The 17,790-nt window shown below is 71.4% G+C and carries 18 protein-coding genes; 9 read left to right on the top strand and 9 right to left on the bottom strand.

Going from position 1 to position 17,790, the window contains the following annotated elements:
- Positions 1 to 9 precede the first annotated feature (9 nt).
- On the top strand, positions 10 to 1,107 hold the full coding sequence (locus ABT297_RS26635) for a T3SS (YopN, CesT) and YbjN peptide-binding chaperone 1 (protein WP_350554399.1): 1,098 nt from the start codon (positions 10 to 12) through the stop codon (positions 1,105 to 1,107).
- Here the strand turns inward: ABT297_RS26635 and ABT297_RS26640 are convergent.
- On the bottom strand, positions 1,104 to 2,996 hold the full coding sequence (locus ABT297_RS26640; RefSeq protein ID WP_350554401.1) for a beta-propeller domain-containing protein: 1,893 nt from the start codon (positions 2,994 to 2,996) through the stop codon (positions 1,104 to 1,106). The genes ABT297_RS26635 and ABT297_RS26640 overlap by 4 nt on opposite strands.
- 4 nt (positions 2,997 to 3,000) lie before the next feature.
- The gene (locus tag ABT297_RS26645) at positions 3,001 to 3,489 is read right to left on the bottom strand and encodes an Lrp/AsnC family transcriptional regulator (RefSeq protein ID WP_350554403.1); all 489 of its coding nucleotides are present in this window, start codon (positions 3,487 to 3,489) and stop codon (positions 3,001 to 3,003) included.
- 68 nt (positions 3,490 to 3,557) lie between these two features.
- On the opposite strand from ABT297_RS26645, the gene ddaH reads away from it, so the two are divergent.
- The gene (ddaH, locus tag ABT297_RS26650; RefSeq protein WP_350554405.1) at positions 3,558 to 4,361 is read left to right on the top strand and encodes a dimethylargininase; all 804 of its coding nucleotides are present in this window, start codon (positions 3,558 to 3,560) and stop codon (positions 4,359 to 4,361) included.
- Positions 4,362 to 4,404: 43 nt separating this feature from the next.
- Here the strand turns inward: ddaH and ABT297_RS26655 are convergent, their stop codons facing one another.
- The 3 genes from ABT297_RS26655 to ABT297_RS26665 all read right to left on the bottom strand — a co-directional run bounded on the left by ABT297_RS26655 (position 4,405) and on the right by ABT297_RS26665 (position 6,345).
- Positions 4,405 to 4,824 (bottom strand): hypothetical protein, encoded by a 420-nt coding sequence (locus tag ABT297_RS26655; RefSeq protein WP_350554407.1) that lies wholly within the window; start codon positions 4,822 to 4,824, stop codon positions 4,405 to 4,407.
- A 139-nt stretch (positions 4,825 to 4,963) separates the two neighbouring features.
- Complete coding sequence (locus ABT297_RS26660) at positions 4,964 to 5,461, bottom strand: hypothetical protein (protein WP_350554409.1); 498 nt, start codon at positions 5,459 to 5,461, stop codon at positions 4,964 to 4,966.
- 326 nt (positions 5,462 to 5,787) lie between these two features.
- Positions 5,788 to 6,345 carry a hypothetical protein gene (locus tag ABT297_RS26665; protein WP_350554410.1) on the bottom strand — a complete coding sequence of 186 codons (558 nt, stop codon included), beginning with the start codon at positions 6,343 to 6,345 and terminating at the stop codon, positions 5,788 to 5,790.
- A 187-nt stretch (positions 6,346 to 6,532) separates the two neighbouring features.
- Here ABT297_RS26665 and ABT297_RS26670 point away from each other — a divergent pair, with 187 nt between their 5' ends.
- From ABT297_RS26670 to ABT297_RS26700, 7 genes are all read left to right on the top strand, one after another.
- Positions 6,533 to 7,636: an efflux RND transporter periplasmic adaptor subunit gene (locus ABT297_RS26670; protein WP_350554412.1), complete on the top strand. Its 1,104-nt coding sequence runs from the start codon at positions 6,533 to 6,535 to the stop codon at positions 7,634 to 7,636.
- A gap of 11 nt (positions 7,637 to 7,647) precedes the next feature.
- Positions 7,648 to 8,379, top strand: a complete 732-nt coding sequence (locus tag ABT297_RS26675) for a response regulator transcription factor (RefSeq protein WP_350554414.1) — start codon at positions 7,648 to 7,650, stop codon at positions 8,377 to 8,379.
- Positions 8,376 to 9,953, top strand: a complete 1,578-nt coding sequence (locus tag ABT297_RS26680; protein WP_350554416.1) for a sensor histidine kinase — start codon at positions 8,376 to 8,378, stop codon at positions 9,951 to 9,953. Before ABT297_RS26675 ends, ABT297_RS26680 begins: the two co-directional genes overlap by 4 nt.
- Positions 9,954 to 9,989: 36 nt before the next feature.
- On the top strand, positions 9,990 to 11,207 hold the full coding sequence (locus ABT297_RS26685) for an efflux RND transporter periplasmic adaptor subunit (protein ID WP_350554418.1): 1,218 nt from the start codon (positions 9,990 to 9,992) through the stop codon (positions 11,205 to 11,207).
- Position 11,208: 1 nt separating this feature from the next.
- Positions 11,209 to 11,898 carry an ABC transporter ATP-binding protein gene (locus tag ABT297_RS26690; protein ID WP_350554420.1) on the top strand — a complete coding sequence of 230 codons (690 nt, stop codon included), beginning with the start codon at positions 11,209 to 11,211 and terminating at the stop codon, positions 11,896 to 11,898.
- Complete coding sequence (locus ABT297_RS26695) at positions 11,895 to 13,106, top strand: ABC transporter permease (protein ID WP_350554422.1); 1,212 nt, start codon at positions 11,895 to 11,897, stop codon at positions 13,104 to 13,106. The genes ABT297_RS26690 and ABT297_RS26695 overlap by 4 nt, the downstream gene beginning before the upstream one ends.
- 99 nt (positions 13,107 to 13,205) lie before the next feature.
- Positions 13,206 to 13,889 carry a hypothetical protein gene (locus ABT297_RS26700; protein WP_350554424.1) on the top strand — a complete coding sequence of 228 codons (684 nt, stop codon included), beginning with the start codon at positions 13,206 to 13,208 and terminating at the stop codon, positions 13,887 to 13,889.
- 17 nt (positions 13,890 to 13,906) lie between these two features.
- Here ABT297_RS26700 and ccsB read toward each other — a convergent pair whose 3' ends face one another.
- Genes ccsB through ABT297_RS26720 form a run of 4 tightly spaced genes read right to left on the bottom strand, consistent with a single transcriptional unit; the run spans position 13,907 to position 17,787 of the window.
- On the bottom strand, positions 13,907 to 14,902 hold the full coding sequence (ccsB, locus tag ABT297_RS26705; RefSeq protein ID WP_350554461.1) for a c-type cytochrome biogenesis protein CcsB: 996 nt from the start codon (positions 14,900 to 14,902) through the stop codon (positions 13,907 to 13,909).
- The gene (gene resB, locus ABT297_RS26710; protein WP_350554426.1) at positions 14,902 to 16,473 is read right to left on the bottom strand and encodes a cytochrome c biogenesis protein ResB; all 1,572 of its coding nucleotides are present in this window, start codon (positions 16,471 to 16,473) and stop codon (positions 14,902 to 14,904) included. Before resB ends, ccsB begins: the two co-directional genes overlap by 1 nt.
- Complete coding sequence (locus ABT297_RS26715; RefSeq protein ID WP_350554428.1) at positions 16,473 to 17,231, bottom strand: cytochrome c biogenesis CcdA family protein; 759 nt, start codon at positions 17,229 to 17,231, stop codon at positions 16,473 to 16,475. Before ABT297_RS26715 ends, resB begins: the two co-directional genes overlap by 1 nt.
- A gap of 16 nt (positions 17,232 to 17,247) precedes the next feature.
- Complete coding sequence (locus ABT297_RS26720) at positions 17,248 to 17,787, bottom strand: TlpA family protein disulfide reductase (protein ID WP_350554430.1); 540 nt, start codon at positions 17,785 to 17,787, stop codon at positions 17,248 to 17,250.
- Between the last annotated feature and the right edge of the window lie 3 nt (positions 17,788 to 17,790).

Consider the following 17,790-nt stretch of genomic DNA (forward strand, 5'->3'; position numbering starts at 1 on the left):
GAGGCGATCATGGCTGGTGAGCGGGACGACGCCGCGTCGTTTGAAAACGCGTTGTTCGATGACGAGGACCCCGCGGGCGGCAACCTCAAGGAGAAGGTCGCCGAGGCCTGGCGGGACTTCGCGCGGCACCTCGTGGACGGGCTGCGCGACCTCTCGGCCGGCACCACGCTCGACCTGACCCTGGACCCCACCGCCTCGGGCACCGGCGATGCGGTGTACTCGATCCAGGTGACCGGCGAGGACGGCGACCAGCTCGCGGCGACCGCGGTCAGCAACGCGGACCTGCCCGCCGCGTATCGGCTCGACCGTAGCGTCATCGCCGAGATCGTGGCGCTCGGCTGGTCGCCGCCGGGGGTCACGGCCGGCTCGGGAGAGTCGTTCGGGCTACGGGTCGGCAAGGGCGACTCGGCGCAGCTGAGCCGCCTGATCACCCGCACGCTGCGGGACATCTACGGCGCGCCGCACCCGGCGTTTCTCACCTACCTGGCGCACGACAGCGAGGGACGGGTCGCTCCGGTGCCGGTCCTCGGGGTCGCGCGGTCGATCGCGTCGGTGCTCGACGCCGACGGGGACGGCGTCGTCGACGTGGTCCGGCCGGGGACGGCCGGCGCCCTCGCCGAGCTCGCGGAGCAGACCGAGGACCTCCCGCTGTACGACAAGGTCACCACCGTCGTCGCCCGGCTGATGAAGACCACGCCCGAGGAGCTGCCGATCGACCCCGACGGGGACATCGGCATCCGGTCCGGCTCGGCGATGGTGTTCGTGCGCGTGCGCGACAACCCGCCGCTGGTCGACGTCTTCTCGCCGATCCTCACCGAGGTCGAGCCGACCGAGCGGCTTTACGTGAAGCTGTCCGAGCTGACCAACCGGATGCCGATCGGCCGGCTGTACTGCACCAACGACACCGTCTGGGCCAGCGTCCCGGTGTTCGGGCGCGACTTCCAGGCCACGCACCTCATGCTCGCCGTGCAGGTGATGACCGGGCTGGCCGACGAGCTCGACGACCGGCTGCACGGCGAGTTCGGCGGCAAGCGGTTCTTCGGCGAGGGCGACAAGCCGAAGCAGGCCATCACCAGCGACAGCGAGCGCACCGGGATGTATCTCTAAGCCAACGTGATCCATGCCTGCTCGGCGAGCGTCGCCAGGTCGTTGGCCTGCAGGCCCTGGTCGGACAGGGTCCACAGGGTGCCACCGATGACGAGCGAGCGCTGGATCGCGGACTGCCGAATCGGATGGGTGACGGCGCCCGCCTGCGTGAGCGACCGGTCGGCCACGGTCAGGACCAGGACCTTCGGTTGCCCGCCGGCATATGTCGGTACGACGAGCCGCCCCGACGCCGGCCAGTAAAGAAACGCGTGCGGGTCGAACTCGGCGGGTGACGACGCGCCCGGGATGTGGAACTGCGCCAGGCGGGCGGGGGCGGCCATGTCGCGCACGTCGAAGAGCGACACCTGCAGGCCCTGCACGCGGCCCTTGTCGTTGGCCTCCTGCCCGACGCCGATGAGCCGGCCGTCGCCCGCCGGATGCAGATACGCCGAGTAGCCGGTGATCTTCAGCTCGCCGACGGCGCGGGGCCGGGCCGGGTCGGAGAGGTCGAGCGTGTAGAGCGGATCGGTCTGGCGGAACGTGACCACATAGCCGACGGTGCCGGTGAAGCGCACGGAGTAGATGCGCTCGCCCTTGCCCAGCCCGCCGATCCGGCCCGCCTCGCCGAGCGCGCCGCCGCGCTGCTCCAGCACGTAGACGGCCGAGGCGTCGTTGCCGGTCGTCGCCACGCGCAGGCGGCCGTCCCACTCCGACAGCGAGTACTGGTTGAGCAGCCAGCCGGGCACCTCGCCGGCGGCGACGTATTGTGGCCGCGCCGTGCCCGCGATCGCGAACTTGAACAGCTGGGTGCGCTGCGGCACCGCGGCGCCACCGGCCCGCCCGGCGATCGGCGAGACCGTGCGCCAGCGCTGGTCATTGGCGATGTACAGGCTCGGGCCGTTGGCGTAGACGAAGCCGCCGTCGGCCGCGACCGAGATCGGGTCGCCGGTGCCGAGGGCGGCCGCGGCCAGGTCGAAGGTGGCGATCGTGAGCATGGACGTGCCCGAGTACGTGTCCGGCAGGCTCACCGCGCCGCAGTCGACCCGGCCCTCGGTGCGCTTGCCGGAGGCGTCCACCGAGTCCCACCGGGGCAGCCAGGCGGAGATCGGCGCGGAGGCAACGACGGAGCGGTTGGTGACCAGCCGGGCGTCGTCGCCGGCGTAGGCCGCGTAGTCGGGGAAGTCGAACTGCGGGCCGGAGCGGATCACGACCCGGGCGACGCTGCCGACCTGCCGGGCGTCGACGAGCGCGCCGTCGATGCGGTAGCTGCCCACGACCTTCGGCGCGCCGGCCAGGTCGACCAGGGTCAGCAGCGCCCCGGCGAGCCGAAGGTCGGAGTAGTCGTAGCCGAGCACGAGCGCGCGGTCGCCGGACAGCAGCAGCTCGCTCGCCGCCATCGCCCTGTGCCGGTCCTTGGCGCCGGACAGCGTCAGTGTGCCGGCGATCTTGCGCGAGGCGGCGTCGACGACGGTGAGCGTGCCGCCGTGGGTGATGGTGACGATCCGCTTGCCGTCGGTCTTGACCAGGTCCGGCTCGTCGACGCCGGCCTCGTGGGTGTTGGTGCCGGAGTACGCCTGGTCGGCGCCCGCCCCGCGCTCGGCGGCACCGGCGGTGTCGGCCTGCACCGCGGCGGCCTCCGGCATGCCTCCCTTCGCGAGGGGATCGCCGTTGAACATGCGCATCGAGCCGGTCAGCCCCCACGGCGTGACCGCCTCTTGGGTCGCCGTCCGCAGGCCGCGGAGCAGCTCGTCGCAGGAGTCGTACGCGGCGAGGCGGAGAGCGGGCGCGGGCCCGGCCGGTTGGGTGGCGGGGCCCGGCCTGTCGGCGGTCGCGGCACCCGACGTGCAGCCGGCTGTCGTTGAAGCCAGGACCAGGCAGGCGGCGCTCAGCGTGACGGCGGCGCGGTTCATGGCTTTAGGACGGCGGCGGGGCCCCCGCGGTTCCCGGGTCCGTCACCATTCGCGGTGCGAGGGTCTCCACCAGCCGGGACAGTACGATCATGCTGCGCGTGGAGGTTACAAACGGCTCTGCGCGCAGCTTCTCCAGGGCCTCCTCCAGCCCGGCCATGTCCATCGCCCGCAGGTGGACGAGCGCGTCGGCCTCGCCGGAGACCGTGTAGGCCCCCACGACCGCCGCATGGCGCTTGGCCGCCGCGCGGATCTGCTGCGGCGAGGTGCGGCCGGTGCAGAACAGCTCGACGAATGCCTCGGTGGTCCATCCGACCGCGCCGGGGTCGATGAGGGCCGTATAGCCGCGGATCACTCCGCTGGATCGCAGCCGGTCGACGCGTCGCTTCACCGCCGGGGCGGACAGCGCGACCTTCTCGCCGATCTCCGCATACGATGAACGGGCGTCCTCCTGCAGTAGCGCAATGATTCGCTGGTCGATCGCGTCGAGGCGCAACGAATCCCTCCTTGAAAGCAAGCCTTCTTGCTGTTTTGCGTACCCCAGGGTATCTACCGTTTGATGTCGTGAGGCGGTCGTACCTGATGTCGCCACCCGAGCACTTCGTGGTGGAGTACGCGATCAATCCCTGGATGGACACCAACACCGCGGTGGACACCGAGCTGGCCGTGAAGCAGTGGGAGGGCCTGCGCGAGACGCTGGTCCGCCTCGGCCACGAGGTCCACGTGCTGACGCCGGAGATCGGCCTGCCGGACATGGTCTACGCGGCCAACGGCGCGTTCTCGGTCGACGGCGTCGTGTACGGCGCGCGGTTCAAGTACCCGCAGCGCATGGCCGAGGCCGCCGCGCATCGCCGCTTCTACGACACACTCGGCTGGCGGTTCGTCACGCCGTCCGAGACCAACGAGGGCGAGGGCGACTTCACCTACCTGCCCGCGGCGCTCGGCGGGCTGGTGCTGGCCGGCCACGGCTTCCGCACCGAGGTCGCCGCGCATGCCGAGGCCCAGGAGGCGCTGGGCCGGCCGGTGGTCTCGCTGCGCCTGATCGACCCGCGCTTCTACCACCTCGACGTGGCGCTCGCACCGCTGGACGACGAGAACGTCGCGTACTACCCGGGCGCGTTCTCCGAGTCGTCGCGCCGCGTGCTGCGGCAGCTGTTCCCGTCGGCGATCATCGCCACCGAGGACGACACGCTCGCGTTCGGCCTCAACCTCGTCTCCGACGGCCACAACGTGGTGCTGAGCAGCGAGGCGACGGCGCTCGCGGTGCGGCTGCGGGAGGCGGGCTACACGCCGGTACCGGTGGAGCTCACGGAGCTGAAGAAGGGCGGCGGCAGCGTGAAGTGCTGCGTCGCCGAGTTGCGCGGCTAGATCCGAAAGGTCCGGCGACCGCGGTCGCCGGACCTTTCGTTGGTCACGACGATTGGACCAGGATCCACTTCGCGGTGAACGCGGCGGCGGCCGGGGACCCACCGGGCTGCCCGCCGCTCACCGGCGCGGTGCCGGCCACCGACACCTGGGCGCCCGTCTTCAGGGCGCTCGGCTCCAGCGTGTGCCGCTTGTCGTACACCCTGACGCTGTTGTTCAGGGTCCACGCCCGCGTGAAGCCGTCCGACGAATGGACCGTCACCGACGTGGGCGTCACGTTTGTCGCCGCGCCCCGCTGCATAGCCACCCGGACCGGCCCGTTGGTGGTCTGCACGATCCCCTCGCCGTGCAGCACGCCCTTGAGCATGTCGTGGTGGGATGGCGCGGACGATGTGGTTTCGGGGGTTGGGGTGGGTTGTGCCACCGCCGCCGCTGGCGGTAACGCGCCGACGAACGTCAGTGCCACCGCGCCGCAGAGTAAGCCTATCCGCGAGCGTCTCATCGGATACCTCCTCGGAATCGGGCCAATCGGCCCAATTACCTCGGCTCCCGTGCGGCAAACCTGACATAAGACCCCTGGCGCATCAGCACGTGCGGGGCCTGGTCTATGCCAGGCGGAGCTCGGGGCGGGCCGCCACCGCGGCGTGCGGGACGGTCTGGCGGGCCGGCTCGATCACGCCCCACGGCGTGCGGAACGCCTGCCGGAGGGCCTCGTCGAGGCGCCACATCTCAGCGGTACTGCCCAGGCGCACCCAGAAGTTCTCGCGCACCCCGTCGATCGCGGTGAGGCCGAGCTGGATGCCGGTGCGGTCGGGCTCGGGGGTCCAGGTGACGTCGGCGAGCTGGTGCAGGTCGGCGTTGAGGTGGAGGCTCACGCGGCGCAGTACCGCGGACTCGCTCGTGACGACCAGCCGGCCGCGGGTCAGCATCAGCACGTTGCGGCGCCGCCCTCGCGTGGTGCATCGGGCTACGACGGCGACCGCGTCGCGGTTCCCGGCGCAGCGCCGCAGTATCTGGACGTGCCGCGCGACCGTGCCGCCCGACAGCTTCGCCAGCGCTGTGGCCGGCAGGAACGTCCGCGAGAAGGTGTCCAGCGCTTCCATACCGTGCGCAACGACCCGCCACGCGGGCCGACACGCGTTTCCGGCGCCGATCTCGCGACCGCGGCGTCCCGACACTCCCACGATGTCCGGATGTTGCCTGGTTGCGGCCGCGGGATCGGCGCACAGAGGGTGCGACGCCGGCGCACCCGGGAATCATGCCTGCTCGCGGTGGGCGACCCGCTGGGAAGCCGGATCGTCGGGTGCGTGGGCCCACCCGGGCGGTCGCCGGGCGCAGTGACCCGACGGAGTGGTCCGTCGGATCCGGCGACCGACCGGGCGGGCGGTCTGGACGAGCGCCGGCGGGGGAGGGTCGAAGCGGAGCTGGGTCAGGAGGCCGACGGGCGTGGGCTCGGCTTCAGCGGTGCGCAGACCTCCACCGCCGCGGCGACCTTCGCGTCCGCGGTGTCAAGCTGGTCCGTCGGGCCGGTCACGGTGACGCCGTGCTCGTTGAGGCAGTTGCGGTACGCCGCGTCGCGGCCACCCCCACCGCGGTTGCCGTTGCCACCGCCCGGGAACGCCGTCGGGCGCAGCGACTCGCACGCCTTCTGCGCCTTCTCCCAGGTCTGCTGATCGACGCCGCTCGGTGCGACCGAGCCGGAGAAGCCGCCCGGGCCGCCGCGGAAGGCGCCGCCGTCCGACGGGCGTGGCTCGCCGGACGGGCGCGCCTGGCCGGAGCGGTGGCCGGACGGGCGGGCCGTCGGGCGGTTCGACGCGTTGAACTGCGGGAGGTCGACGCCGTTGTGGCGCAGGCACGACGCGTAGTCGCTGCCTCCGGACGCGCTCGCGGCGGCCGGAGCCTTGTCGTCGGAGGAGCCGCAGGCGGCGGCGAAGAGGGCCACCGCGGCGAGCGCGAGTGCGGCGCCACCGATCCGCTTGTTCGTCACCTGTGTGATGCAACGGCGCGAACCTCGACGCGAAGTCGATCGAACCTCAAAATTGCATCACAACCGGCGGGGTGATCCGCCGGGGTATGCGGTGAATTGCCCGGTCGCCCACCCGGCCCGCGGCTCTCAGGGAACTTTGAGGCCCGGCCCAGGTAGCCGGGAGGAGGACCGGCTGAACTACTGACCCATGAAGGTCTGGTGGCTGGCCGGAGGCGCCGCCGCGCTCGCGGCCGCGGCCGTGACAGCGGTCGTGCTGACCGGCGACGACAAGCCGGCGCCGGTGAAGGTCGGCACGGTGAAGGTGACGCGCGGTCAGGTGACCACCACGGCGTCCGCCTCCGGCACGGTGCAGGCGCAGGCGAGCCGCAGCCTCGGCTTCACGTCGAACGGCACGCTCACCGACCTCAACGTCAAGCCCGGCGACGTGGTCACCGAAGGGGCGGTGCTCGCGAAGATCGACGCCTCGTCCGCGCAGGACGTGGCCGACCAGGCCACGCAGAACGTCTCCGCCGCCCAGGACGCGCTGAACCGCGCCCAGCAGGCCCACGACACCGCGCTCGCCGCACCCACCGCGACCCCGACGCCGTCGACCGCCGCCTCCCGCCCCGCCGGCGGCACCACCCAGAACACCGGCACCCAGAACACCGGCACCCAGAACACCGCGCAGAGCCGGGCCAACCAGATCCAGGCGACCAGCGACAACCTGATGAACGCCCAGCAGCGGCTCAACAACGCCCGGCTCAGCCTGACCCAGGCCAACGCCAAGCTCGCCGGCACCGTCATCAAGGCGCCCGTCGGCGGCAGGATCCTCGCGGTCAACGGCACCGTCGGCAGCCAGGCCGGCTCCAACGTCATCACGCTGGCCGGCGCCGGCGACGTGGTCGTCAAGGCGCAGTTCACCGAGGCCGAGGTGGCCCACCTGCGGGTCGGCCAGGCCTCGACGATCACGCTGCCGAACGACGTCAGCACGAAGTACGACGGAAAGGTCATGCAGATCGATCCCGCCGGCACGGCGTCCAACCGCCTCGTGCGGTACGCGGCCCTGATCTCCTTCGAGAAGGTGCCCGATACGCTCCTGTACGGCCAGAGCGCTACTGTCGCTGTAGTCACCGCGTCCGTGGACAACGTGCTGTCGGTGCCGTCAACCACCGTGCACAACGGCTATGTGACGGTGCGGGTCAACGGCAAGGACGAGGAGCGGGCCGTCGAGACCGGGCTGCGCGGCGACGTCAACACCGAGATCAAGAGCGGACTTGCCCAAGGCGACGAGATCCTGACGGCGGGTCAGTGACGATGGAGCCGATGCCTGTAACCGTGTCCCAGGCGACCGAACGCCGTCCCAAGGTCCTCGTCGTCGACGACGAGGCGAGCATTCGTGCCCTGCTGTCGGCCACGCTGCGACTGACCGGCTTCGAGGTGCGGGTCGCGACCGGCGGGCGCGAGGCGCTGGCGGCGGCCGCGGAGTACGGCCCGGACCTCGTCGTGCTCGACGTGATGATGCCCGACCTGGACGGCTTCGAGGTCGCGCAGCGGCTGCGCACCAGCGGCCGGCCGGTGCCGGTGCTGTTCCTGACCGCGCGGGACTCGGTCGAGGATCGCATCTCCGGGCTCACGGTCGGCGCCGACGACTACGTCGCCAAGCCGTTCAGCCTCGAGGAGGTCGTGCTGCGGATCCGCGCGATCCTGCGCCGCAGCCTGGGCGAGCAGCAGCAGCTCGTCGACGGCGGGGTGCTGCGCTACGCCGACCTGGAGATGGACGAGGACGCCCACGAGGTGCGCCGCGGCGGCCGCCGGGTGGACTTGTCGCCGACCGAGTTCAACCTGTTGCGGTATTTGCTGACCAACGCCGGCCGCGTGGTCAGCAAGGCGCAGATCCTCGACCGCGTCTGGAACTACGACTTCGGCGGCGACGGCCGGATCGTCGAGTCCTACGTGTACTACCTGCGTCGCAAGATCGACAAGTGGGACCCGCCGCTGATCCACACCGTGCGCGGCGTCGGCTACGCGCTGCGATTGCCGAGAACCGAGGCGTGACGCTGCGGCCCTTACCGCGGCCCTGGAGACAATGGACGGTCCGCACCAGGATCGTCGTCTCCGTCGTGTCGATCGCCGCGGTGGCCCTGATCGTCGCCAACGTCATCGGCGTGCTGCTGCTCAACTGGTACCTCATGCAGCGCGTCGACCAGCAGCTCATGGCTCCGCCACGGGTGCGGCCGACGAACGGCTACACGACGCAGAACAAGCGGTCCGAGGGCGTCTTCTCACCCGGCCCCGACTTCCAGATCTACCGCTTCAACGCCGACGGCTGGCTGGAGAACAGCGAGACGCCGCTGGTCGACCCCAAGCTGTTCGGCGACATCAAGGGGCGCGCGGCGAACCCCGAGCCGTTCACCGTCGACGGGCCGACGGCGCAGTGGCGGGTCCGGATCTTCTCGTCGTCGAACGGGACCGGCTACTTGGCGTTCGCCATCTCCCTCGCCGACGTCAAGGCGACGCAGGAGCAGATGGTCCAGTACACCTCCGGGGTCAGCGCGGCGCTGCTGATCCTCGTCGGCCTCGCCACCGCGACGCTGGTGCGCGTCGGGCTGGCGCCGCTGACCCGGATGGAGGAGGCCGCGGCCGACATCGCCGCCGGCAACCTGTCCCGGCGCGTCGACGACGCCGATTCGCACACCGAGTCGGGGCGGCTCGGGATCGCGCTCAACACGATGATGACCCGCATCGAGGGGGCGGTCGACGAGAGTGCCGCGTCGGAGCGGCGGCTCCGGCAGTTCCTCGCCGACGCCGCGCACGAGCTGCGGACGCCGCTCACCAGCGTTCAGGGGTTCGCCGAGTTGTACCGCCGGGGCGGCGCTCCGCCGGGCCCGGCCCTCGACGAGGCGATGGAGTGCATCGACGCCGAGGTCAGCCGGATGCGTCTGCTCGTCAACGATCTGCTGACCCTGGCCCGGCTCGACGAGGAGCGCCCGCTGCAGCAGCACCCCGTCGACCTGCTCGCCGTCGCCGCCGACGCGGTGCGCGACGCTCACGTGCGGGTGCCGACCCGGTTCGTGCAGCTCGCCGCGCTCGACGAGCGCTCGGTGACCTTCGAGCCGGTGACCGTGGAGGGCGACGAGGCTCGCCTGCGCCAGGTCGTGGCCAACCTGATCAGCAACGCGCTGCAGCACACGCCGGAGGACACCCGGATCGTGGTCCGGGTCGGGCGGGCCGGGCCGGCGAAGATGCTGCCGATCGCGACGGTCGGCGCCCCGCTGCCCGAGGACGTTGCGCTGGGCGCCATCGAGGTCACCGACAGCGGGCCCGGGATGCGGCCGGAGGACGCCGTGCGCGTCTTCGAGCGGCTGTACCGCGCGGAGGGCTCCCGCTCGCGGCGGACCGGCGGCGCCGGCCTCGGGCTGTCGATCGTCGCCTCGATCGTGCAGGCGCACCGCGGGCGCGTCGAGCTGTGGACCGCGCCCGGGCAGGGTGCGACGTTCCGGGTGCTGCTGCCGGCCCTCGACATGCCGGAGTTCGACGACGGCGAGGTGGACATCGACCTCGATGACGCTCCGGACGAATCCGTAGAAATGCGGGCAACCGGATTCCGAGGGAACTCCGAGGTTCGCTGAGGGTCGCTCCGAGCGAGGCCCACGACGATTCCCCTCATGCGTTTGTCGCTGCCGTCTTCGCGCCGGCCACGGCTCAACTCCGTGATCCTCGTGAACGCCGCGCTCGTGCTCGCCGTGGCCGGTGGCGTCTTCTGGGCGTACCAGATCATCAGCGGACCGGCCGCCGGCGCGGACCCGGGGACGACCAGTACGCGCACCCGCGTCGTCGCCGTCACGCAGGGCACGGTCTCGCAGACCGTCTCCGCGTCCGGCTCGGTGGCGAGCGCGTCCACGGCCAACGCCAACTTCACCACCTCCGGCACCGTGACCGAGGTCGCCGTGAAGGTCGGCGATGTCGTCACCAAGGGCCAGACGCTGGCGAAGGTCGACCCGGCCGCCGCGCAGGCCGCGCTGGACACCGCGAAGGCCAACCTCAACGCCGCGAAGGCCGCGCTGACCCGCGCCCGGAACAACAACGCCGACGACGCCACGATCGCCTCCGCGGAGGCGCAGGTCGCCACCGCGCAGGCCAACGTCGCCTCGGCGCAGGCGACGGTCAGCGGCACGGTGCTGACGGCCCCGATCGCCGGCACCGTCACCGCCGTCAACGGCGCGGTCGGCTCGTCGTCGTCCGGCTCGTCCTCGTCGGGTGGCGGGAGCGGCAACAACCCCGCGTCCGGCTCCAGTTCCAGCTCCAGCTCCGGCAGCGGCTTCATCCAGCTGGCGGACCTGTCGAAGCTGCAGATCGACGCGAGCTTCGCCGAGTCGGACGCGACCAAGCTCAAGGCCGGCCAGACCGCCGGCATCACGTGGAGCGCGCTGAGCGGCACGCGGGCGACGGGCAAGGTCAGCACCATCGCGCCCACGGCCACGACCAGCAACAATGTCAACTCCTACGCGGTGGTGATCACGCTGGACTCCCTTCCCGACGGGGTACGGCTGGGGCAGAGCACGACCGCGGTCGTGACGGTCGCCGAGGCGCAGAACGTGCTGCGCATCCCGAGCGCGGCGCTGCGCACCGCCGGCGGCCAGCGCACGGTCACGGTGCAGGTCAACGGGCAGAACGAGGAGCGTCAGGTCGAGGTCGGCATCACCGGCGGCGGCTTCGTCGAGGTCAAGTCGGGGCTGCGGGCCGACGACCAGGTCGTGGTCACCACGAGGACGACCACGTCGACCACGGGCCCCAACAACCAGCAGTTCCCAGGCGGCGGCAACTTCCCGGGCGGCGGCGGCAACTTCCCCGGTGGTGGCGGCGTGGTCCGCAGAGGAAACTGACATGAGCGGTCCGGTGCTCGACATCCACCATGTCAAGAAGATCTACGGGCAGGGCGAGACCGAGGTGCACGCCCTGCGCGGCGTGTCGCTCACCGTCGAGCGCGGCGACTACGTCGCGATCATGGGCTCGTCCGGCTCCGGCAAGTCGACGCTGATGAACATCCTGGGCTGCCTCGACATCCCGACGAGCGGGCGGTACCTCCTCGACGGCGTCGACGTCAGCCGGCTCACCGACCGCCAGCTCGCCCTGGTGCGCAACCGGCGGATCGGGTTCGTGTTCCAGGCGTTCAACCTCATCGCCCGCACCACCGCGCTGGCCAACGTCGAGCTGCCGCTCGCCTACGCCGGCGTCAAGGCGGCCGAGCGGCGCCGCCGGGCCCGGATGGCACTGGGCATGGTCGGCCTGGCCGAGCGCGAGGACCACGAGCCCAACCAGCTCTCCGGCGGCCAGCAGCAGCGCGTCGCGGTCGCCCGGGCGCTGGTCACCGCGCCGGCTCTGGTGCTCGCCGACGAGCCGACCGGCAACCTCGACACCCAGTCCACCAGCGACGTGCTGGCCGTGTTCGATCGGCTCAACCACTCGGGCCGGACCATCGTGCTGATCACCCACGAGCCGGACGTCGCCGAGCGCGCGAAGCGACTGATCAGGCTGGTCGACGGACGCATCGTCCAGGATGAGCGGCTGAAGTGAACATCTTCGAGACCGTCCGCTTCGCGCTGCGCGCGATCACCGCGAACAAGCTGCGCTCCAGCCTCACCGTGCTGGGCATCCTCATCGGCGTGGCGGCCGTCATCCTGCTCGTCGCGGTCGGCAACGGCTCCGCGCAGGCGGTGCAGAAGCAGATCGAGTCGCTGGGCACCAACACGCTGACCGTGACGGCCGGCGGCGGTACCCGCGGGGCCGCCTCGACGCAGAACACCGCGCTGAGCATGGACCTCGTGCCGGCGTTGGCGGACAAGGACGAGGCGCCGCACGTCAAGAGCGTGTCGCCGGTGGTCAACGGGTCGCAGTCGGCGACCTACGAGGGCACCGACCACACCATCACGCAGTTCGTCGGTACCTATCCCGGATATGTGGGCGCGTCCAACTTCAAGGTCGCCAAGGGCGCGCTGTTCACCGACGACGACGTCAAGGAGTCCCGCAAGGTCGTCGTGATCGGCTCGACCGTCGTCGAGGAGCTCTTCGGCAACGTCGACCCGCTGTCCAAGCAGATCACCGTCTCCGGCAAGCTCTTCACCGTCGTCGGGGTGCTCGCCCAGAAGGGCGGCAGCGGCTTCAACGACCCCAATGACGTCGCCGTGGCGCCGGTGAGCGCGGTGCAGGAGTCGCTGACCGGGTACGGTTCGCTCAATCAGCTCCTCGTGCAGGCCACCTCGCCGGACGCGGTCGCCGATGCGCAGGCGGAGATCACGGCGATCCTCAACGAGAAGCTCAACATCAGCGGCTCGTCGACGAGCTCGGCGTACCGAATCCTCAACCAGTCGCAGCTGCTCGAGACCCGGGCGAACACCGCGCAGACGTTCACGCTGCTGCTCGGCGCCGTCGCCGGGATCAGCCTCCTGGTCGGCGGGATCGGCATCACCAACATCATGATGGTGACGGTGACCGAGCGCACCCGCGAGATCGGCATCCGCAAGGCGCTTGGCGCCCCGAAGCGCACCATCCTCACCCAGTTCCTGGTGGAGGCCACGGTGCTCTCGGTCATCGGCGGCCTGCTCGGCGTGCTCGCCGCGGTCATCGGCAGCCGGTTCACGATCGTCAGCATCAAGCCGGTCATCGTGCCGAGCTCGGTCGCCCTCGCGCTGGGCTTCTCGGTGGCGATCGGCCTGTTCTTCGGCAGCTACCCGGCCAGCCGGGCGGCGGGGCTCCGTCCCATCGAGGCCCTCCGTTATGAGTGACGCCAGCCTCCGCGCGGGCGGGTCCTGGCTGCGGTGCCCGAATCCCCGCGGGCGCCGCAGCCCGGTCCCACCCGCGCGGCAGTCGACGAGGAGTTTTCCGTGACCCAGGCCGCTTCGCCCTTCCGCCGGCCGGAGGCGCACCCGTCCGACAACGTCTCCCCGTACGGCAGTCCGCAGCACGCGGACGCCGACGCGGACACGGAGACGCTGCCCGTGGTGGTACCGGACTCAGCGGTGTCGGCTGAGCCCGATCTGCTCGCGAGTCCGGCGCTCGACGACGACCTCAACGAGCGGCTCTCGAAGGCCGCGCCACGGCGCCTGGCCAACCGCGCCACGTACGTCCTGGCCGGCCTGGCGCTCGTGGTCGTCGGCTTCGTCGGGGGCGCCCAGGTGCAGAAGAGCTACGGCACCGCACCGGCCGCGGCCGTTCCCGGCGGGGCCAACCCGGCCGCCCTGGCGAGCGCCTTCGCCAACCGTGGCGGCGGGCAGGGCTTCCCGGGCGGCGGCGGTCAAGGCTTCCCGGGCGGCGGCAACGGCGGAACCGGCGGCACCGGGGGCGGCGGCACCCGCGGCGGCGTCACCGGCACAGTCAAGCTCGTCGACGGCACCACGGTGTACATCGAGACCCCGGACGGCAACACGGTCATCGTGAAGACCAGCGACAAGACGACGGTCTCGACGCCCGGAGCGCTGAAGGACCTGACGGCGGGCTCCACCGTCACCGTCCAGGGTCAGACCGCCGACGGCTCGGTCACCGCCACGTCCATCACGAAGGCGAAGTAGCCCCGCCCCCGCCGCGATCAGACGCCCGCGTAGGAGTGCAGGCCGCTGGCGACCAGGTTGACGCCGAACAGGTTGACCAGCATCGTCGCCCAGCCGATCACGGCGATCCAGCTCGTCAGGCGGCGGCTCACGCTCGGGGTCGAGCGGGCGTGCAGGTAGCAGGCGTACACGACCCACGCGATGAAGGACCAGACCTCCTTCGGGTCCCAGTTCCAGTAGCGGCCCCACGCGGCCTCGGCCCAGATGGCGCCGGCGATGACGCCGAAGGTCCAGATCGGGAAACTGAAGGCGTGGATGCGGAACGTCACGCGCTCCAGTGCGTCGGCCTGCGGCAGGCGCTCGCCCAGGGAGTACGGGAAGCGGGTCTTGCCGGCCTCGTGGCCCGAGCGGATCAGGTGCATCGCGGCGGTCACGAAGCCGACCAGGAAGATGCCCGACGCGATCGAGGCGGCGCCGACGTGGATGACCAGCCAGTACGAGTGCAGGGCCGGGACCAGCGGGCCCTCCGCGACGTAGAGGGTCATGCCGGCGATCGACAGCAGGACCGCCGCGGACAGCGTGACGAACACACCCAGGTGGCGCAGGCTGGTCCACTTGACGAGCACGACCAGCCATGCGGTCACGCCGACCAGGGTGGCGGTCATGACGAACTCGTACATGTTGCCCCACGGGGCGCGCTCCGCCGCGATGCCACGCGCGACCACGGCGGCGAGGTGGGCCGCGAAGCCGAGCACGGTCAGCACGACCGCGGCGACGCCGGCCCGACGTGCGCCGACCGAGCGCTCCGGCGTCTCCGCCGGGACCTCGGAGGAGGTCGCCGGGATCTCGGGGAGGTCGGCCGGGGGGAGCGAACCGCCGGCACCGACGCCGGCGCCGACCGGGACGGCCGCGCGCGTCGCGACGCGCGCGACCAGGCTGCGGCCGCCGAAGGCGTATTCGATCGCGGACGCCATCATGGCGAGCACATAGCAAAAGATCGTGACGACCAGCAGTTGGTCGGACAGCGCACCCATCACACAACCTCCTCGACGTCCTCAGTCTGCGGCACCTGCTCCGGGACGCTCGTGGCAGGGGCGGTCGCGCGCACGATCTCGTCGAACTCGTCGGCGAAGCCGGGGTAGTCGCTGCGGGGCAGGCCGCCCGCCGTGACGCCGGTGGGAGAGATGCGGAAGAAGATCCGGCGGCGCTTGCCGCCCAGCGAGCCGAGCAGGCCGACCAGCAGCGCGACCGAGCCGCCGAGGACGATCGGCTGGCCCGGGTCGTGCCGGATCGAGATGCTGATCCACTGGACCGTGCCGGCGAACTCGACCGTCGTGCCGTCCGGCAGGGTGCCGGTCTCGCCGGGCTTGAGCGCCATCGGGCTGCCGAACTTCGTGAGCCGGCCGGCCTCGATCTGGCGGGTGTCCAGCGTGTACACCGACAGCGGCGCGCCGGCGTCGAAGCCCAGCACCCCCTGGTACGTCTGCAGCATGATCCTCGGGTCGTTCTCGGCCGGGAAGGCCGAAGAGTTCACCGATGGGTCGGACGGGAGCGTGGGCACGTAGACGCCGGAGAACCCGATCTGCGACTTGTCGTCGCGGGTGCCCGTCTGCGGGTTGATGTTGACGTCCGGGAACGTCGCCACGCCCTGGCTCGTGAGCAATCCGTCGCTCGGCAGGAACGGCGTCACGTTGACCGACGACTTGCCGTACTTGTCGGTGTACTTCAGGATCGGCGCGTACCCGTGACCGAGCAGCGACACGTTCGCGCCGTCGAGCCGCAGCGGGTCGTTGACCTGCAGCACCTGGTTGCTCTCGCGGCCGTGCTGCTTCACGTTGACGTCGGCCCGGTAGCTGATCGGCTGGCCGTTGGGCAGGTAGGTCGCGGTGAACTTGTCCATGCGCAGGCAGAAGCGGGGCAGGTCGTTCTCGCCGACCTGCGCGCCCAGGGCGTGCTCGTCGTAGTTGAGCAACGTGTTGCAGAACGCGAAGTCGTCGCCCCGCACCAGCAGGCGGTTGCCGTGCCAGCCGAACCACGAGCCGTACGCGACGCCGAGGAGCAGCGACAGCAGCGCGAAGTGGAAGACCAGGTTGCCGGTCTCCTTGAGGTAGCCCTTCTCGGCCGAGATCTCGGTGACGTCGCCGTCGCGCCGCACGGTCGTGCGAAACCGCCGCTTCTTCAGGACCCGGCGGATGCGGTCGGCGGTCTCCGGCGTGGCCGGGCCGGGCAGCGTGGTGTGCGCCGGCAGCCGGTCGAGCCGCTTCGGAGCCTTCGGGGGCTGCTTCACCAGCGCCGTGATGTGCGAGCGGAACCGCGGCACCAGGCAGCCGACCAGCGAGACGAACAGCAGCAGATAGATCGCCGAGAACCACGGTGACCCGTACACGTCGAAGAAGAAGAGCCGGTCGAGCGTCGGCCCCCACTGCTGGTGCGTGTCCAGATAGGTGCGGACCTTCTCCGGTGACACGGTGCGCTGGGGCAGCACCGAGCCGGGGATCGCCGCCACGGCGAGCAGGAACAGCAGCACGAGCGCGGTGCGCATGCTGGTCAGCTGGCGCCAGGCACGGCGGCTCACGGCCACGGTGGTGTGGTAGAGCCAGCGCATCAGATCGGCACCGATCCGGGCCCGAGGTTGGACTGCAGCGCGATCATGAGGGAACTCCAGACGCCGGTCACCAGGGCGATCCCGACCAGCACGAGCAGCGCGCCGCCGACGCGGGTCACCCAGCGACTGTTGCGGCGGATGAACTTGATGACCCCGATGAGTCGCTGGAAGCCCAGCCCGACGGCGATGAACGGGATGCCGATGCCCAGCGAGTACGCGGTGGCCAGCGTGACCGCGCGGGCCTGCGAGCCGCTGGTCGAGCCGAGCGCGATCACGGCGCCGAGCGTCGGCCCCGTGCACGGGGCCCAGGACAGCGCGAACACCATGCCGAAGACCGGCGCGCCGATGAGGCCGGCCGCCGGCAGCCGCTGGATGCGCCACTGCCGCTCCAGGCCCGGCACCAGGCCCATGAAGGCCAGGCCGAGCACGATCACGGCCACGCCGGCGATCACCTCGATCAGCCGGCGGTGCATTATCAGCGACATCGCCGCCTGGGTGGCGAGCACGATCAGCCCGATGAACACCGCGGCGAAGCCGGCGATGAACAGGCCGACGCCGGCGAGCACCCGGCCGCGGCGCTGGCCCGAGTCGAGGTCGGCGCCGGCCAGGCCGGTGACGTAGGAGAGGTAGCCCGGTACCAGGGGCAGGATGCAGGGGGACAGGAAGCTGGCCAGGCCGGCCAGGACGGCGATGGCGATCGCCGCCAGCAGCGGGCCGCTCTCGGCGACTGTCCTGGCGTCGGCGAGCACGGTCGTCATGTCGGGCCGCCCGCGGTCACGACTCGGCCAGCAGGTCGCGGACGATCGGTTCGAGCAGCTTCTGGTCGACCGAGGAGCGCATGACAGTGGCGATCCGGCCGGCCTTGTCGATCACCAGCGTGGCCGGGATCGAGTTGGGCGGCACGCTGAAGTCCAGCGCGAGTGAGGCGGACGGGTCGAAGATGCTGCCGTACGTGGGCTTGACGTCGGCCAGGTAGGCGTCGGCCTGACTGCGCTGGTCGCGCACGTTGACGCCCACGAAGGTGACGCCCCGGTCCTTCGTGGCGGCGAGCACCTTCTCCAGCTCGGGCGCCTCGGTGCGGCACGGCGGGCAGTACGAGGCCCAGAAGTTCACGACCACGACCTCGCCCTTGTGCTGGGACAGGTCGAACTGGCCGCTGCCGTCCATGAACTCGCCGCGCATCGCGGGCGCGGCGACCCGGTCGGCGGCCGCGATCTTGCGGCTGCCGAGCGCATTCTTCGGCGCGCTGCCGGTGCAGGCCGCGAGGGCCAGCAGGGTCGCGGTCACCGCGACGGCGGCTAGGAGGCGTCGCATCGG

This window comes from Dactylosporangium sp. NPDC000555, assembly GCF_040300025.1.
Classification (GTDB): domain Bacteria; phylum Actinomycetota; class Actinomycetes; order Mycobacteriales; family Micromonosporaceae; genus Dactylosporangium.

Coding starts and splice junctions, on each gene's coding strand:
- ABT297_RS26675 (WP_350554414.1), top strand. CDS start 7,648: ATGCCTGTAACCGTGTCCCAGGCGACCGAACGCCGTCCCAAGGTCCTC.
- ABT297_RS26635 (WP_350554399.1), top strand. CDS start 10: ATGGCTGGTGAGCGGGACGACGCCGCGTCGTTTGAAAACGCGTTGTTC.
- ABT297_RS26670 (WP_350554412.1), top strand. CDS start 6,533: ATGAAGGTCTGGTGGCTGGCCGGAGGCGCCGCCGCGCTCGCGGCCGCG.
- ABT297_RS26720 (WP_350554430.1), bottom strand. CDS start 17,787: ATGCGACGCCTCCTAGCCGCCGTCGCGGTGACCGCGACCCTGCTGGCC.
- resB (WP_350554426.1), bottom strand. CDS start 16,473: ATGCGCTGGCTCTACCACACCACCGTGGCCGTGAGCCGCCGTGCCTGG.
- ccsB (WP_350554461.1), bottom strand. CDS start 14,902: ATGGGTGCGCTGTCCGACCAACTGCTGGTCGTCACGATCTTTTGCTAT.
- ABT297_RS26660 (WP_350554409.1), bottom strand. CDS start 5,461: ATGGAAGCGCTGGACACCTTCTCGCGGACGTTCCTGCCGGCCACAGCG.
- ABT297_RS26685 (WP_350554418.1), top strand. CDS start 9,990: ATGCGTTTGTCGCTGCCGTCTTCGCGCCGGCCACGGCTCAACTCCGTG.
- ABT297_RS26640 (WP_350554401.1), bottom strand. CDS start 2,996: ATGAACCGCGCCGCCGTCACGCTGAGCGCCGCCTGCCTGGTCCTGGCT.
- ABT297_RS26715 (WP_350554428.1), bottom strand. CDS start 17,231: ATGACGACCGTGCTCGCCGACGCCAGGACAGTCGCCGAGAGCGGCCCG.
- ABT297_RS26690 (WP_350554420.1), top strand. CDS start 11,209: ATGAGCGGTCCGGTGCTCGACATCCACCATGTCAAGAAGATCTACGGG.